At 62.1% G+C, this 15,970-nt stretch carries 12 protein-coding genes and 1 pseudogene; 5 read left to right on the forward strand and 8 right to left on the reverse strand.

The annotated features are described in order from the left end of the window. Positions 1–155 precede the first annotated feature (155 nt). The 3 genes and pseudogenes from AB4N47_RS19480 (at position 156) to AB4N47_RS19490 (ending at position 2,810) form a co-directional block, all read left to right on the forward strand. Complete coding sequence (locus AB4N47_RS19480) at positions 156–743, forward strand: GNAT family N-acetyltransferase (RefSeq protein WP_341639035.1); 588 nt, start codon at positions 156–158, stop codon at positions 741–743. A 282-nt stretch (positions 744–1,025) separates the two neighbouring features. Next, positions 1,026–1,952 (forward strand): annotated as a pseudogene (locus AB4N47_RS19485) (methyl-accepting chemotaxis protein); the annotation flags it as partial. 144 nt (positions 1,953–2,096) lie between these two features. Next, complete coding sequence (locus AB4N47_RS19490) at positions 2,097–2,810, forward strand: methyl-accepting chemotaxis protein (protein WP_371915160.1); 714 nt, start codon at positions 2,097–2,099, stop codon at positions 2,808–2,810. Positions 2,811–3,419: 609 nt separating this feature from the next. Here the strand turns inward: AB4N47_RS19490 and AB4N47_RS19495 are convergent. From AB4N47_RS19495 to AB4N47_RS19505, 3 genes are read right to left on the reverse strand one after another with little or no spacing between them, the layout of a single operon-like run. Next, positions 3,420–4,970, reverse strand: coding sequence for an FGGY-family carbohydrate kinase (locus tag AB4N47_RS19495; protein ID WP_341639033.1), 1,551 nt, complete (start codon positions 4,968–4,970; stop codon positions 3,420–3,422). Beyond that, a complete protein-coding gene (locus AB4N47_RS19500) occupies positions 4,967–6,562 on the reverse strand; it encodes a glycerol-3-phosphate dehydrogenase/oxidase (RefSeq protein ID WP_460154313.1) in 1,596 nt (531 codons plus the stop codon). The genes AB4N47_RS19495 and AB4N47_RS19500 overlap by 4 nt, the downstream gene beginning before the upstream one ends. Next, on the reverse strand, positions 6,559–8,163 hold the full coding sequence (locus AB4N47_RS19505) for an FAD-binding oxidoreductase (RefSeq protein WP_341639031.1): 1,605 nt from the start codon (positions 8,161–8,163) through the stop codon (positions 6,559–6,561). The genes AB4N47_RS19500 and AB4N47_RS19505 overlap by 4 nt, the downstream gene beginning before the upstream one ends. A 188-nt stretch (positions 8,164–8,351) precedes the next feature. Here AB4N47_RS19505 and gliR point away from each other — a divergent pair, with 188 nt between their 5' ends. Next, a complete protein-coding gene (gliR, locus tag AB4N47_RS19510; RefSeq protein WP_341639030.1) occupies positions 8,352–9,368 on the forward strand; it encodes an AraC family transcriptional regulator GliR in 1,017 nt (338 codons plus the stop codon). Between the two features lie 476 nt (positions 9,369–9,844). Then, the gene (locus AB4N47_RS19515; protein WP_280074902.1) at positions 9,845–10,210 is read left to right on the forward strand and encodes a DUF6124 family protein; all 366 of its coding nucleotides are present in this window, start codon (positions 9,845–9,847) and stop codon (positions 10,208–10,210) included. Positions 10,211–10,281: 71 nt separating this feature from the next. Here the strand turns inward: AB4N47_RS19515 and AB4N47_RS19520 are convergent, their stop codons facing one another. The 5 genes from AB4N47_RS19520 to AB4N47_RS19540 all read right to left on the reverse strand — a co-directional run bounded on the left by AB4N47_RS19520 (position 10,282) and on the right by AB4N47_RS19540 (position 15,888). Then, the gene (locus AB4N47_RS19520) at positions 10,282–10,650 is read right to left on the reverse strand and encodes a glyoxalase superfamily protein (RefSeq protein ID WP_016771789.1); all 369 of its coding nucleotides are present in this window, start codon (positions 10,648–10,650) and stop codon (positions 10,282–10,284) included. A 197-nt stretch (positions 10,651–10,847) separates the two neighbouring features. Next, on the reverse strand, positions 10,848–12,305 hold the full coding sequence (locus AB4N47_RS19525) for an N-acyl-D-amino-acid deacylase family protein (RefSeq protein WP_341639029.1): 1,458 nt from the start codon (positions 12,303–12,305) through the stop codon (positions 10,848–10,850). 1 nt (position 12,306) lies between these two features. Further along, positions 12,307–13,167: a MurR/RpiR family transcriptional regulator gene (locus AB4N47_RS19530; RefSeq protein ID WP_341639028.1), complete on the reverse strand. Its 861-nt coding sequence runs from the start codon at positions 13,165–13,167 to the stop codon at positions 12,307–12,309. 16 nt (positions 13,168–13,183) lie between these two features. Further along, entirely contained in the window at positions 13,184–14,533 is a 1,350-nt protein-coding gene (locus AB4N47_RS19535; protein ID WP_460154314.1) for a GntP family permease, read from the reverse strand. Positions 14,534–15,024: 491 nt separating this feature from the next. Beyond that, the gene (locus AB4N47_RS19540; protein WP_460154315.1) at positions 15,025–15,888 is read right to left on the reverse strand and encodes an NAD-dependent epimerase/dehydratase family protein; all 864 of its coding nucleotides are present in this window, start codon (positions 15,886–15,888) and stop codon (positions 15,025–15,027) included. Positions 15,889–15,970 lie beyond the last annotated feature (82 nt).

Here is a 15,970-nt window from a genome sequence, read left to right on the forward strand (position 1 = left end):
AGCCGGGACAGCCTGTAAAGTCCACTCGCTCATTCAAGAAACTACGGTTCGCCCGCGCTCCTAGCGGGCTTTTTTTCGCCTCGGCTTCTCCATATCTTGCCGCTCCCCAGCATATGCGCGACTCTGCCAGCAGATCCCTCGCCAAGGAGCGCTCGATGCCGCTGCTATCCCTGCCCTGCCCGCGCCTGACATTGGCGATCCTCTCCCCCGATCAGGCCGAGCTCGAAAGCGCGTTCTACCAGCGCAACCTCCGCCACCTGGCGCCGTGGTCGCCCATCCGCACCACCGACTATTTCTCCACCGCCAACATCCGCCGTCGCTTGGAGATCCAAGCCAGCGCCTTCGAAGCCGGGTTAGCCATGCATTTCGCGCTGCTGTCGCCGGACGGTCAGCAGATGATTGGTGCGTGCAATTTCAGCGGGATTATTCGCGGGGCGTTTCAGGCGTGTTATCTGGGTTATCACATCGATGAGGCGCATGAGGGGCAGGGTTTGATGCAGGAGGGGCTGGAGGCGGGGATTGGTTATATGTTCGATGTGCAGAATCTGCATCGGATCATGGCCAATTACATTCCCGGCAATGAGCGCAGTGCGCGGTTGCTTGAGCGCTTGGGTTTTGAGCGGGAGGGGTATGCGAAGGCGTATCTGAACATTGCCGGGCGCTGGCAGGATCATGTGCTGACGGCGCTGGTCAATCCGGGGTTCGAGGGGCCGGATCAGCGCTGGTCGCGGCGCCTGGGTTGAGTTGCGCGAAATCTGTCCGACAAAAATCCTTTCAGCTCTCGGGTTTGCGGCCGATACAGACCTGCTAACACCCCTGCTGGCTCAAAAGAACAACAATCTTCCAGCTTAACTGACGACCAAGAAACCCAACGTTTCTGGAGGATTTGCATGAATAGCTGGTTCGGTAACATCAGCGTGAACATGAAACTCGGCCTGGGCTTCGGCCTGGTGCTGGCCCTGACCTGCGTTCTGGCGCTGACCGGCTGGACCAGCCTCGGCGGCCTGATCGACCGCAGCAACTGGATGAGCGACATCACCCAGCTCAACGCTGGCCTGACCAAATTGCGCGTGGTGCGCCTGCAATACATGCTGACCAACGGCGACGAAACCGCCGCGCAGAATGTGCAGACAACCCTGGAAAGTTTCGCCGCTCAGCAGCAGGCGTTGATCAGCAAATTCAAGAGTCCGGAGAACGTCAAACTGCTCAAGCAGCAGGCTGCGACCATCGCTGAATACCAGACCTCGCTGAACAAAATGCGCAACGCCTATCGCACCGGCAACAGCGCGCGCGACACCATGAGCGCCAACGCCCAGACCGCCTACAACCTGATCGAATCGATCAGCCAGCGCGTGCAGCAGATGGAGATGAGCGATCAGCGTTTCGAGCAGTTCCAGGCGGTTACTGCCGCCAAGGAAGCGTTCATCCTCGCGCGCTATGAAGTGCGTGGTTACACCGCGACCAGCAACGCCGAGACCGAGCAGAAAGCCGTCGGCCAGATCGACGCGGCCATCGCCAGCCTCAAGCCACTGAATGCGCAATTTGCCGCGACTCAGCAGGATGCCTTGCGCCAATTGGAAACCGCGCTGACCAGCTATCGCGGCGCGTTGATGGCGTACAAGAACGCCAACACCGAAGCCGTGCAGGCGCGTAAGGAAATGACCGATCAGGGCACCACCATCGTCGCCCTGAGCGAGCAGCTGTACCAGATCCAGCTTGATCGCCGTGATGCTGAAAGCGCTCAGGCGCGCACCTTCCAGTTGATCAGCACGTTGCTGGCGCTGCTGGTTGGCGTGATTGCAGCAGTGATCATCACCCGTCAGATCACCCGTCCGTTGCAGGAAACCCTGGCCGTGGTCGAGCGCATCGCCAGCGGCGACCTGACCCAGAACGTCACCGTCACCCGTCGCGACGAACTCGGCGTGTTGCAGCAAGGCATCGCGCGTATGGGCGTGACCCTGCGTGATTTGATCAGTGGCATCCGCGACGGCGTTACTCAGATTGCCAGCGCCGCTGAAGAACTCTCGGCCGTGACCGAGCAGACCAGCGCCGGTGTGAACAGCCAGAAAGTCGAGACCGATCAGGTCGCCACCGCCATGCACGAAATGACTGCCACGGTGCAGGAAGTTGCGCGCAACGCCGAAGAAGCGTCGCAAGCCGCCGCCGCTGCGGACGGCGAGGCCCGTGAAGGCGACAAGGTGGTGAATGAGGCCATCGCGCAGATCGAGCGTCTGGCCAGCGAAGTAGTGCGCTCGACCGAAGCGATGAGCGTGCTGCAACAGGAAAGCGACAAGATTGGTAGCGTCATGGACGTGATCAAGGCTGTTGCCGAACAGACCAACCTGCTCGCGCTCAACGCCGCGATCGAAGCAGCGCGTGCCGGTGAAGCCGGGCGTGGGTTTGCCGTGGTCGCCGATGAGGTGCGTGGTTTGGCTCAGCGTACGCAGAAGTCGACTGAGGAAATCGAAGGTCTGGTCGCCGGTCTGCAGAACGGCACCCAGCAGGTTTCGGCGGTGATGAACAACAGCCGCGCGCTGACCGACAGCAGCGTCGCCCTGACGCGCAAGGCCGGCGCCTCGCTGGAAAACATCACCCGTACAGTGTCGAACATCCAGTCGATGAACCAGCAGATCGCCGCCGCTGCCGAACAGCAAAGCGCCGTGGCTGAAGAGATCAGCCGCAGCATCATCAACGTCCGCGACGTGTCCGAGCAGACCGCAGCGGCGAGTGATGAGACGGCAGCGTCGAGTGTTGAACTGGCGCGGTTGGGTGGTCAGTTGCAGCAGATGGTCAGCCACTTCCGCGTTTGATGTTGGTTTTGCGCTGAGGCTGAAACCGAATCGCGGGCAAGCCCGCTCCCACAGGTTTTCGTGGTCGAGCACTGCGGATGTGTTCACCTCGATAACTGTGGGAGCGGGCTTGCCCGCGATGGCGGTGGGTCAACCAAATCGACGTTGCCTGACACTCCGTCTTCGCGAGCAGGCTCGCTCCCACATTTGGATTTGTGTGACTCACCGGATTTTGAGCACACCGCAGATCCCTTGTGGGAGCGGGCTTGCCCGCGATGGCGGTGGGTCAACCAAATCAACAGTGCCTGACACTCCGCCTTCGCGAGCAAGCTCGCTCCCATTGGATTTGTGTGGCTCGCTGGATTTTGAGCACACCGCAATACCCCTGTGGGAGCGGGCTTGCCCGCGATGGCGGTGGGTCAATCAAATCGACGTTGCCTGACACTGCGCATTCGCGAGCAAGCTCGCTCCCACATTTGGATTTGTGTGACTCACCGGATTTTGAGCGCACAGCAATACCCCTGTGGGAGCGAGCCTGCTCGCGAAAGCGGTGGATCATTCAGTTCATCATTGACTGACACTCCGCCTTCGCGAGCAGGCTCGCTCCCACAGGGGTCTAGGGTGTCGGGACTATTCGGGATACCCGGTGATTTTGCGGATGCTTTGGTACAGCGGTTTGAGTTGCCGGTACATACGCAAATACACCTCTCTGTACAACTGCTCATAAACCTTCTGCGCCTCAGGCTGCGGTGTGAAGACAGCTCCAACCCGAGTCATCGCCGCAATGGCCGCTGGAAAATCCCTGTGCAATCCCAACCCCACCGCACAGCAAATAGCCGCCCCCAACCCTGACGCTTCGTACACATGCGGGCGCTCTGCCGGCAGGCCGAAGATGTTGGCGGTCAGTTGCATCGCGGCGTCGCTTTGCGAGCCGCCGCCGGCGACACGCAGGCGCTGGATCGAGACCTTTGAGCGTCGTTCGATGTTCTCCATGCCCTGGCGCAGGGCATAGGCCAGGCCTTCGAGAATCGCGCGGTAGATGTGCGCGCGGGTGTGTACGTCGCCGAAGCCGATCATCGCGCCCTTGGCTTCCACGCCCGGTTCGCGGATGCCCGGTGACCAGTAGGGTTGCAGCATCAAACCCATCGAACCCGGCGGCACCGCGTCGACCAGTGCGTCGAACAGTTGCTCCGGCTCGATGCCCTGCGCTTTCGCCTGCTGCATCTCGCGCAGGCCGAATTCGTTCTTGAACCAGCTGACCATCCAGTAGCCGCGATAGATCATCACTTCGCAGTTGTACTGATCGGGCACGGCCGAGGGGTACGGCGGGATCAGCGGGACGATTTCCAGGTAGCGCGAGCGGGTGCTGGTGATGGTCGCGGTGGTGCCGTAAGACAAGCACACGGTGAGCGCATCGACCACGCCGGAGCCGATCACTTCGCAGGCCTTGTCGGCGCCGGCGGCAATCAGCGGCAGGCCTTCGGGAATGCCGGTGTGGCGCGTGGCTTCGGCCGTGATGTAGCCGAGGGTTTCGCCGGGTTTGTGCAGGGTCGGCAACTGCTCCGGGCGCACCGCCAGTGCCTGCCATTTCCAGTCGCGCGGCGCCGCCCACTTCAGCCGTTTGAAGTCGAAGGGCAGATAGCCGACGCAACAGCCGATGGAGTCGACGAAGCGCCCGCACAGGCGATGAGTCAGAAAACCCGAGAGCAGCAAAAACTTGTCAGTCGCCGCCCACACCTCGGGCTGATGCCGGGCGATCCAGTTGGCCTCGGCCTGGGCGCGAAAATAATCCACCGTCGCTTGGGCGCCGACCAGTTTGAACAGCCAGCCCCACGGCCCTTTGATGCTGCCCTCGACCTCAGCCTGACGTTGATCGAGCCAGACAATTGCCGGGCGTAGCGGTTTGCCCTTGGCGTCCACGTTGATCACTGTGCCGCGCTGGGTGGTCAGGGACACGCCGGCAATCTGCGCACGGTCGATGCCGGTCTGCTGCCAGAGTTGCTGGCAGGCCTCGCCGAGTTTCGCCCAGTAATATTCCGGGTCCTGCTCGGCCCAACCGGGTTGCGTCGAGTAGTACGCCAGCAAGTCGACTTTGCCTTTGCCGAGCAGATTGCCCTGTAGATCGAAGAGCAACGCGCGCACGCTCTGGGTGCCGTTGTCGATGGCTAACAGGTATTTCATGGCGTGATCTCCGGCAAGCCGTGATCGCGCAGCCACAACAATCGATAACGCTGAATTTCCGCTAGCCAGCGCTCATCATCCCAGGCCAATCGTGGCTGGCACAGCGTGCGGATCGCCGGGAAAAAATCCTCGCCACCGCGCGGCAACAACAAGCCCAAACGGGTGCGACGCAGCAGCAAATCATCCAGGTGCAGAATCATTTCCGCCTCGCAGGCAAACGCCAGCTCTGCCCACAAAGTATCGCTGGCGCCAACCGTTTCCAGACCGAGTTCGCCGAGCAATTGCGCCAGCCTCGGCAGGTCTCGACCGTGACGTCCGGCCAGGCGTCGCCATTGATTGCCACTCAGTCCCGCAATCGTCAGCGGCGGCACAGCGGCGAACACCGGCGCGCCGTCATCGACAAAAGAGCGCCCGAGCATCACCGCACACGCCTTGAGCACTTCGATCGCTTGCGGGCGAAATGTAGTCAGTTTGCCGCCGGCCAAAGTCACGCAACCGGGCTCTTGCCACAGCACATGTTCGCGGGTCTCGTTGGACGGTTTGCCCTGCTGCGCACCCGTCGCGCTGCCGACCACCGGACGCACGCCTGACCAGGTCGAGAGCACGTCGTCGACACCAATTTCGGCGCCGGGAAATTGCTGCTGGCACGCGGCGAGCAGATAGTCGAGTTCGTCGCTGGAAATGCGCGCGCTGTGGTCGAGGTCTTCGCGGTGATCGAGGTCCGTGGTGCCGACCACCGTCGCGCCTTCCCACGGAAACACGAACACCGGGCGCCGATCGCGCGCATGCAGAAAGGTGAACGCCTGCGCCACTGGCAAACGCCAGCCCGGCAGCAACAGATGACTACCGCGCAACGGTCGCAATTGCTTCGCAGCGTCAGCGGGACGGAGGCGCTCAGCCCACGCGCCTGTGGCCACGGCCAACACAGCGGAGCGCAATTGCAGCGTCGCCCCGCCCTCGCCATCTTCGATCTGAACCCCGCACACCCGCCCGCCTTCACGCAGAAGTTGCGTGACCCGCACACCACTGATAATCACCGCACCATCGGCCCGGGCCTCGCGCAGTACGCGCATCACCAGCCGCGCGTCATCAGTCAGCGCATCGACAAAACAGCTGCCGCCGAGCAGGCCCTTTTCCTTCACCCCCGGAGCGAGAAAACGCAGTTGCTGCGCGTCATGAAAAGCATGGTTGCGCCGCCCCGCCAGCGCGTCGTACACCGCGAGCAAGCCGCCCATGACGCGCGGGCCGGGGAAGCCGCCGCGATAGTGCGGCATCATGAAACTCATCGGCTCGACCAGCCCCGGCGCCTCGTCGAGGAGGCGCTGACGCTCGCGCACCGAATCGCGGGTCAGGCGCCACTGGCCCTTGGCGATGTAACGCAAACCGCCGTGGACCATTTTCGATGATCGGCTGGAGGTGCCCCAGGCAAAATCGCGCTGTTCCAGCAGCAAACAGCGCCAGCCCCGGCGCGCGGCTTCGCGGACGATTCCGGCGCCGCTGATGCCGCCGCCGATGACGATCAGGTCCCAGGTGTCATCCACCAGCGTCGGCAGAATCTGCTCGCGCCACTGCGCATTCCAGTTCGCCGTCATGGCCGCGACTCTGGCAACAGCGTGCCCGGGTTGAGGCGCCCCTCCGGGTCGAAATGTTCGCTCAGCGCCTGCAACGTCTGCATCGCCAGCGGGCCTTTTTCGCGCAGCAGATACGGCGCGTGATCCTTGCCGACGCCGTGCTGATGACTGATGGTGCCGTGGTTGTCGACGATGGGCTGGCTGGCCGCGTGTTTGAGCACCCGCCAGCGCGCCAGCGTCGCCGCATAGTCCGCTGCCGGGCGAAACACGTAAGTGGTGTAAATGCTCGAGCCTTCGCCGTAAACGTGCGAGAGATGAGTGAACACATGCACGCGCTCGCCCTCGGCGGCCAGGGCATCGCGCAGGCTGTTTTCGATCAGGCTGAGCAAGTGATCGACGTTGCTCCAGTCGGTGGCCGTTTCGAGGGTGTCGACCACGTAACCGGCGTTCCACAGGTTCTCGCGCAGGTAGGGAAAGCGGAAGCGGTTCTGCGCCCACTTCTTGCCCAGCAGGGTGCCGGTGAACACGCCGCCGAAGGCTTTCAGATGCTGGCGCGCGTGTTTCAGTGACAGTGCGTTTTGCTGCCGATTGCCGGTGACGCCGAAGGTCAGCAGGCATTTTCCGGCGCCGGCGCCGCGCAGCTTGAGGTACTTTTCCAGCCAGGCGATCTGCTGCGGATGGCCGGCCAGCGCCAGTTGCGTTTCGGTTTCCACCGCGTTGGACAGACGCAGCATCGACAGCGGTACGCGCGCCTGCGCCAGTTGCCGGATTGCTTGCAGCGCGTGCGGCCAGTCGGGCAGGAACACACCGTAGAAACGTTCGTCCGCCGGCAACGCACTGACCCGCACCTTGACCTCGGAAATGATTCCGAAACGGCCCTCGCAACCGAGCACCATTTCACGCAGATCCGGTCCAGCCGCCGACGCCGGAAACGTCGGAATCTGCAGAGGCCCGGCGAACGTTTCCAGGGTGCCGCCCGCGAACAATTGCTCGATCCGCCCGTAGCGCAACGACTGCTGACCACTGGAACGACTGGCGACCCAACCGCCCAGCGTCGACAGCTCCCACGACTGCGGAAAATGCCCCAGCGTGTAGCCGCGCGCACGCAACTGGCTTTCCACTTGCGGCCCGCTGGCGCCGGGGCCGAATGTCGCCAGCAGGCTCTGTTCGTCGAGGTCGGTCAGGCGATTCATCCGCGCCAGCGACACCGTCAGCACCGGGCGCGCGGAGTTCGGTGGATTGATGTGCCCGGCCACCGATGTGCCGCCGCCGTAGGGAATCAGGCACAGATCCTGATCATGGGCGAGCGCCAGCAATTGGCGGATCTGCTCGGCGGTTTCGGGAAAGGCCACGGCATCGGGATAAGTACCCAGCGCACCTTCGCGTAATGCCAGCCAGTCCGGCAGGCTCTGGCCGCGCGCGTGCAGCAGGCGATCGTGAGCATCGACGCTGTACAAGCGATGCGGCACCAGGCGCGAGGTCGGCACTTGCGCCAACGCCGCTGCCAATGTCGCATCGGGCAACGCGTGGCCGGCGCCCAGGCGTTCGTGGAGAAATGTCGCGCCCTGGGCCGGCAGTTCGACCACCGTGCCTGCCTCTCCCCAGCCGTTCCAGCGTCGCATGCGTGTGTCCTTTTTCTGCCGTTGGATCAAGCTTGCATACTAGTCAGCGCTGGAGATCTGTCACGGTCGCATCCGGCCAGATCCTGTAGCGAATGGCGCCAAACGTCGGGGCATTTACTTTCGCCGGGCAATCCACTTACCTTGCGCCATTCATTCGCTCACGCGCCGTCGATCAAAGGACCGCGACCATGCCATCGCTTGGCTTCACTTCCGTTCCGCCGCTGCTCAAATACCTGCGCCATGCCGAACAGCTGGGCATGGCCATCGAGCCTGCGTTGGCGGCAGCCGGGTTGCAGGCGCAGCAGTTGAGCGACAACACCTTGCGCCTGCCGGGTGAAGTTCACGAGCGCTTGCTGGATTATTTCTGCGAGCACTCGGGCGATGGATTGTTCGGGCTGCATGCGGCGAATTTCGTCCTGCCCAATTCGTGGAGCGTGCTCGGTTACATCACCATGAACTGCGCCACGTTGGGCGATGCGATGAGCCGGATCATGCCGTTCGAAAAACTGGTCGGCGACATGGGCGTCAGCCGCGCCGAGGTGCAGGGCGAGCACGTGCACCTGATCTGGACCTGTCGTTACCAGCGGCCACGGATTCGTCGGCATCTGGTGGAAAACGTGCTCGGTTCGTGGCTGCACTACGCGCGCTGGATCGCCGACACGCAGCTGTCGCCGGCCTGCGTATGGCTGGAGCATGCGCGGCCGGATGCGGTGACGCTGGCCGAGTACGAGGCGTTTTTCGGTTGCCCGGTGCGGTTCGATCAGGCGTATTCGGCGCTGGTGGTGCCGCTGGATTATTTGCAGTTGCCGTTGCGTCAGGCCGATGCGCAATTGCTGCGAACCCTGGAAGAACACGCGATGGGTTTGCTGGCGACGCTGGAGGATGTGTCGCTGGCGCAGCAGGTGAAAAACATCCTGCGCGGTTTGCTCAAGGAGGGCTTGCCGCGCAAGGAGCAAGTGGCGGAGCAGCTCAGCGTTTCGGTGCGCACGTTGCAGCGGCAATTGCAGCAGGCGGGGACGTCGTATCAGCAGATTCTTGATGAGCTGCGTCAGGAGTTGGCGGAGCACTATTTGCTCAACGGCACGTTGCCGATTCAGGACATTGCGCAGTATCTGGGTTTCACCGAACCGCGCTCGTTTCATCGCACCTTCAAGAGCTGGCGCGGGATGCCGCCGGGGGAGTTTCGGCTGCGGAATCGGCGGTGAGGCTGATGGCCTCTTCGCGAGCAGGCTCGCTCCCACAGTAGTTCTCGGTTGCCTGCATTTCCGAGTTCACCGCAGATCCCCTGTGGGAGCGAGCCTGCTCGCGAAGGCGTCATTCGCCACATCGATTAAACACGCCTTGGCACAACTGTTTAAAACCGCCAGACATTCCGCGAAACCACCCACAATTCCTTGCGCCGCTGCCTACGCCTGCGCCAGAATCCGCCGGCTTGTGCGCCCCAGACCTCATCGCTACTGTGATTGCGTCACTGCCTATCAGTGATCGGGTTTAGTAGCCCGGAGTATTTGGGGTGCATCGTTCATCAGACAGTCAGGTCTCGCCTGAGCTATATGGTGGCTGTGCGCAGGGCGCTCTCGGGCGCGCCGGCTTCCCAGATCCCCGGTCTACTAACCTGCGCACAGCTGCCTCCACTTTCTTTAGTAGGAAAGCGGTGGCCAGCCAAAATGAGGATCTGGATATGTTCAAAGTAACCCCAAACCCGCCCCCCACCGACTCGGCATCCCCCTACGAATCCGCCGACTCAAAGAAATTCCACGAAGCCGCCGACCGCGCCCTCGACCATTACCTCGGCCCGTCCAGCGCCGAATTCATGGCCCCGCCCTACAAATCCAACACGCTGTACATGGCCAATCCCGACGCCGACAACGAATCGCTTTTGGCCGATGCCTGCGAAACCCTGGGCTCGGCGACGGTGATGCTCAACGATCAGGCGGGGCTGGTGAACGGCTCGCAGCGCAAGACGTTGCAGGGCATCGCGCAGATTGTGATGGTCGCGGAGATGGCGGTGAATCGGGTGCTGGATCGGTTGGTGCCGACGGAATGAGGTGAGCGCCCGCAAGTATTACTGATGCCTGCGGGCAATCCCAAGAGGTCAGGTCGCGCTAGGCGTTCAAGTCAAAGACTGATCGCATTGGTAAACACCAACCGATTGCCAAACGGATCAGCAATGGTCATGTCCTGACTGCCCCACGGCATCGCCTGAATCTGCGGATGCGAGAACTTGTAATCCTTGGCCATCAGTTGCTGCTGAAACGCCTCCAGCTCATCGGTCTCGATACGCAGCGCCGAACCCGGGCAGGCATCGCCGTGATGCTCGGACAGATGCAGCACACACTCGCCCCGTGACACCTGCAGATACAGCGGAAAATTCGCTTCGAAGCGATGCTGCCAGTCGATCTTGAAACCGAGAAAATCGACGTAGAACTCGACAGCCTTGGCCTCATCGAAGATCCGCAGGATCGGGGTGGTTTTGCCGAAGCTCATGGGGTGCTCCCTGACTGATTGGCCCCACAGTGTAGACGGGGAGGATGTCAGCAAATCGGCTTGTGGATGGCTTTCTTTAATCTCATAGTGCCATCACTTTAGAAAATCAGAAGATCGCAGCCTTCGGCAGCTCCTACAATGGAACGCGATCTCCTGTAGGAGCTGCCGCAGGCTGCGATCTTTTGGCGCCATCACCATCAATGAAATCCTTCGCGCAAATCACCTTCGCGCGCAAGAAACCGCCCTGCCCTCGCCCCATTTGCCTGCCCGTCGCGATAGCTCAACACGCCGTTGACCCAAACCCCGTCAATCCCCTGCGCCGCCCGCTGCGGCTCGTTGAAATCGGCCACGTCACGCACGGTCGCCGGATCGAACAACACCAGATCCGCCCAATGTCCTTCACGAATCTCGCCCCTTTCCTGCAAGCCAAAACGCGCCGCCGACAGGCCGGTCATCTTGTGCACGGCGGTGTGCAGCGGAAACAACCCGACGTCGCGACTGAAATGGCCCAGCACCCGTGGGAAAGCGCCCCATAGGCGCGGATGCGGGAACGGGTCTTCGGGCAGTCCGTCAGAGCCGACCATCGAAAGCGGATGAGCGAGGATTCTTCTGACGTCGGCCTCGTCCATGCCGTAGTACACCGCGCCCGCCGGTTGCAGACGTTTCGCGGTTTCTTCCAGCGACAGTTTCCATTCGCCAGCAATGTCGATCAGGTCTCTCCCGCTGACTTCCGGGTGCGGTGTTGACCAGGTGATGGTGATGCGATGGGCATCGGTGACTTGCTTCAAATCCAGGGTCGAGGAACTCGCCGCATAGGGATAGCAATCGCAGCCGACCGGATGGGTTTTCGCTGCCTCTTCCAGCGCTGCGAGCAATTGCGGACTGCGTCCCCAGTTACCGACGCCGGCGCATTTGAGGTGAGAAATGATCACCGGCGATTGCGCGTGTCGGCCGATCTGAAACGCTTCGTCCATCGCCTCCAGCACCGGAGCGAATTCGCTGCGCAAATGGGTGGTGTACACCGCTCCGAACGCCGTCAGTTCTTCGGTCAGTTGCATGACTTCATCGGTGGACGCGTTGAAGGCGCTGGCGTAGGCCAGGCCTGTGGATAAACCCAACGCGCCGGCCTCGAGACTGTCGCGCAACTGCGCGCGCATGGCGGTGATTTCGTCGGGGGTCGCGGTGCGGAACAAGTCGTCGAGGTGATTGCTGCGCAACGCGGTGTGGCCGACCAGTGCGGCGACGTTCAACGTGGGGTTGGCCGCTTCGACGGCGGCGCGGTAGTCGCTGAAGCGCGGATAGGCGAACGCCGCTGCGCTGCCGAGCAGGTTCATCGGGTCCGGCGGATTGCCCTTCAAAGTGACCGGCGAAGCGCTGATGCCGCAGTTGCCGACAATCACCGTGGTCACGCCCTGGCTGAGCTTGGGTAGCATTTCGGGTTGGCGGATGACCACGGTGTCGTCGTGGGTGTGCACGTCGATGAAACCCGGCGCCAGCACCCGGCCGGCGGCGTCGATTTCTTCGGTGGCGCGGGCGTCAGGCAGATCGCCGATACGCTCGATGCGACCATTGAGAATCGCCACGTCGGCGCGGTAGCCCGGCGTGTTGCTGCCGTCGATGAGCAGAGCGTTGCGGATGAGCGTGTCGTACTGCATGTCAGTCTCCCAGCGGCAGGTGATCGTCGCCGCCACGGTATTCGTCGAGGGCGAGTTTGATTCGCCGCAGACGTTCTTGATTGTCTTCAGGGCTGGCCAGCGCCAGCTCCGTGGCGAGCACGTCGATGGCCAGCAGCATGCCGTAGCGCGCCGCCGTCGGTTTGTAGATGAACGAGGTTTCCGCGCCTTGCAGCGGCAGCACGACGTCGGCCAGTTCGGCCAGCGGTGAGTCGGCGCGAGTGATGGCGAGGATGCGCGCGCCGTAGTTGCGTGCCAGCTCCACGGTTTCCAAAAGCTCCGGGGTGATGCCGGTCAGCGAGCAGGCGATCAGCACTTGCTCGGCGTTCAAACTGGCGGCGGTGACGCGCATCATCACCGCGTCATGACACACCGCAATCGGGTAACCGAGGCGCACCAGGCGCACCTGCAATTCATCGCTGCACAGGGTCGAGCAACCGCCCATGCCGAACGCGTGAATCATCCGCGCCTGACTGAGCAATTTCACTGCGTCGGCGAAGCGCGATTCGTCGAAACCGGCCAGATGCTGGCGCAGCGTGGTTTCGATGTCGCCGACGATCTGCCCGTAGAACGCCGACTGCTCAGGCGTGCCCGCCGGGTCGAGAAACCGGCTGCCAACGCCGCTGGCCTGGGCCAGTTGCAGACGCAGATCACGCAGGTCACGGCAGCCGACCGTGCGGGCAAAGCGCGACAGCGTGGCGGTGCTGACCTCGGCGCGTTGTGCGAGGTCTTCGAGGCTGGCGCTGGCGGCAAAGCCGACATCGTCGAGCATCAACCGCGCAATGCGCCCCTCGCCGGCACTGAAGGAATCCTGGCGGGCGCGGATCTGGTAGAGGATGTCCATGGGCGGCGGGCTCCGGTTACAGCAGGTAGGAAAGGCCGACGGTCAGCGCGAAAGCGACCAGCGAAATCAGCGTCTCGAGCACGGTCCAGGTCTTGAACGTCTGCGCGACCGTCATGTTGAAGTATTCCTTGATCAACCAGAAGCCGCCGTCGTTGACGTGGGAAAAGATAACCGAGCCGGCGCCGGTCGCCAGCACCAAAAGCTCAGGATGTGGATAACCCAGACCGATGGCCACCGGCGCGACAACGCCTGATGCGGTGGTCATCGCCACGGTGGCCGAGCCAGTGGCAACGCGCATCAGCGCAGCGAACAACCAGCCCATGATCAGTGGCGACAAATGAAATTCATGGGCAAGGCTGACGATCTGATCGGTGACGCCGGCATCCACCAGAATCCGGTTCAAGCCGCCGCCCGCGCCGACCAGCAAGGTGATGCTGGCGGTGGGCGCGAGGCATTCGTTGGTGAACTTGAGGATCGATTCGCGGTTGAAACCTTGGGCAATCCCTAGCGTCCAGAAGCTCAGCAAAGTCGCCAGCAACAGCGCGATCACCGAATTGCCGATGAACAGCAGAAACTGGTTGAAAGCGCTGCCGGGAGTGGAAATCAGGTTAGCCCAGCCGCCGATCAACATCAGCACCACCGGCAGCAGAATGGTCGCCATGGTAATGCCGAAACCCGGCAGTTTGTCGCGCGGTTCACGGTCGAGAAATTGCTTTTCCAGCGGATTGTCCGCCGGCAATTGAATGCGCGGCACGATGAACTTGGCGTACAGCGGCCCGGCGATGATCGCGGTCGGAATGCCGATCGCGATCGCGTACAGCAAGGTCTGCCCGACCGAGGCCTGATAGGCCTGCACCGCGAGCATCGCCGCCGGGTGCGGCGGCACCAGCGCATGCACCACCGAAAGGCCGGCCACCATCGGCAGCCCGACCATCAGAATCGACACACCAACGCGGCGCGCCACGGTGAAAGCGATCGGCACCAGCAAGACGAAACCGACTTCGAAGAACAGCGGCAAGCCGACCAGAAACGCGATGCAGACCATCGCCCAATGCGCGTTCTTCTCGCCGAATCGCTCGATCAGCGTGCGCGCCATCTGCTCGGCCCCACCGGACTCGGCCATCATCTTGCCGAGCATCGTTCCCAACGCCACCACCAGCGCAATATGCCCCAGCGTCTTGCCGACGCCGGCCTCATACGCACCGACCACCGCCGACGGCGGCATCCCGGCCACCAGCGCCAGGCCCAGGGAGATCAGGGTGATGACAATGAACGGATTGAGCCGGTAACGGGCGATCAACACGATCAGCGCAATGATGGCCACGGCGGCGTAGACCAGCAGCCAATAGCCGAAGGAAGGCGTCATGCGGTACTCCTCGAAAGGGTCACGTTCGAATGGGTTGTGAAACTCATAAATCATTTCGAGATAGAGATTTCAAACCAAATGAAAGTAATTTTCGTGGAGAGGCACGAGGTGTCGCTGATGGGTATGGGGTGTCGTGATTAATGAAAATCGGAGTGCGGGATTTTCATGGCATTTCAAATCTCCACTTAACTCTGTGGGAGCGAGCCTGCTCGCGAAGACCGCTTCACATTCACCATCTTCATTGACTGACCCACCGCTTTCGCGAGCAGGCTCGCTCCCACAGTTTTTGATCGCATTTCTCCAGACAGAACGCAGTCAATCTGTAGGCCTGCTCGCGATGGCTGCTTCAAATTCAATATCTCTGCTGACTGACCCAACGCAATCGCGAGCAGGCTCGCTCCCACAGTTTTTATCGCATTCCTTCAGGCAGAACGCGGTCACCTGTGGGAGCGAGCTTGCTCGCGAATGGCTTCACTCGGTGCGCGCTGGACTCACACCATTTCGTTACGAATCCATTCCACCACCGACGTGCGCTTCGGCTTCCAGCCCAGCAGGTCGCGGGCGTGTTTGCCGCGTACGCGGCTGTTGGAACCGAGGCCGTAGTTGGCCATTTCGTAGCCCCATTCGGCTTCGGCGTCTTGCAATGGCCAGTCTTGCGGTTTGCCCAGATTGAGGGCTTCGGCCATGGCGGTGGTCATGTCGATGAACGAGGCTTCACCGCTCTCGACGAAGTAGAAAGTGCCCGGCACGTTTTTGGTCAGCGCCAGCTGGTATAGGGCGACGACGTCTTCGATGTGCACGTTGGACCAGATGTTCTGCCCTGTTCCGAGGTGGCGAACGACGCCGCTTTTGCGCGCCTGTTTCAGCAGTCGCGGCAATTGCACGCTGTCGCGGTTGACGCCCAGGCTGTGGCCGTAGATCAGCGTGTTGCAGATCACCGCCGAGTTCACGCCATCCTGCGCCGCCGCGAGCACGAGGTTGTCGATGACTACGCGATCGGCCTTATCGACAGTCGGCTCCGGCAGGTTGTCCTCGTAGTAAATGTCATCGCTGGATTTGCCGCCGGAAGCGTCGCCGACGATGCTCGAACCGCTGGTGTGCAGAAAGACCTTGTTCGAGCCGCGCAAAGCGTCGAGCAACGCTTCCACTGCACCGCGATGATCGCTGCTGGCAGCATTGATGACGGCATCGGCAGCACGCGCCTGTTGCGCCAGCAATTGGCTGTCATCGAGGGTGCCGATTACCGCGTTCATGCCCAATGCTTTCAGCTCATCAGCCTGCTCGGCGCTGCGCACCAGGCCGGTGGCGATGGAACCGCCGATAAAACCGGCAGCGCCGGTGACGAATACGTTCATGGAGAAACTCCCTGCGTGAATAAGTGATGCAGCGAGTATCGGCCGATGAAACCCGGCGAAAAACCCGCCCTCGGCCAATTCA

It is taken from the genome of Pseudomonas sp. S3_G06, from assembly GCF_054667565.1.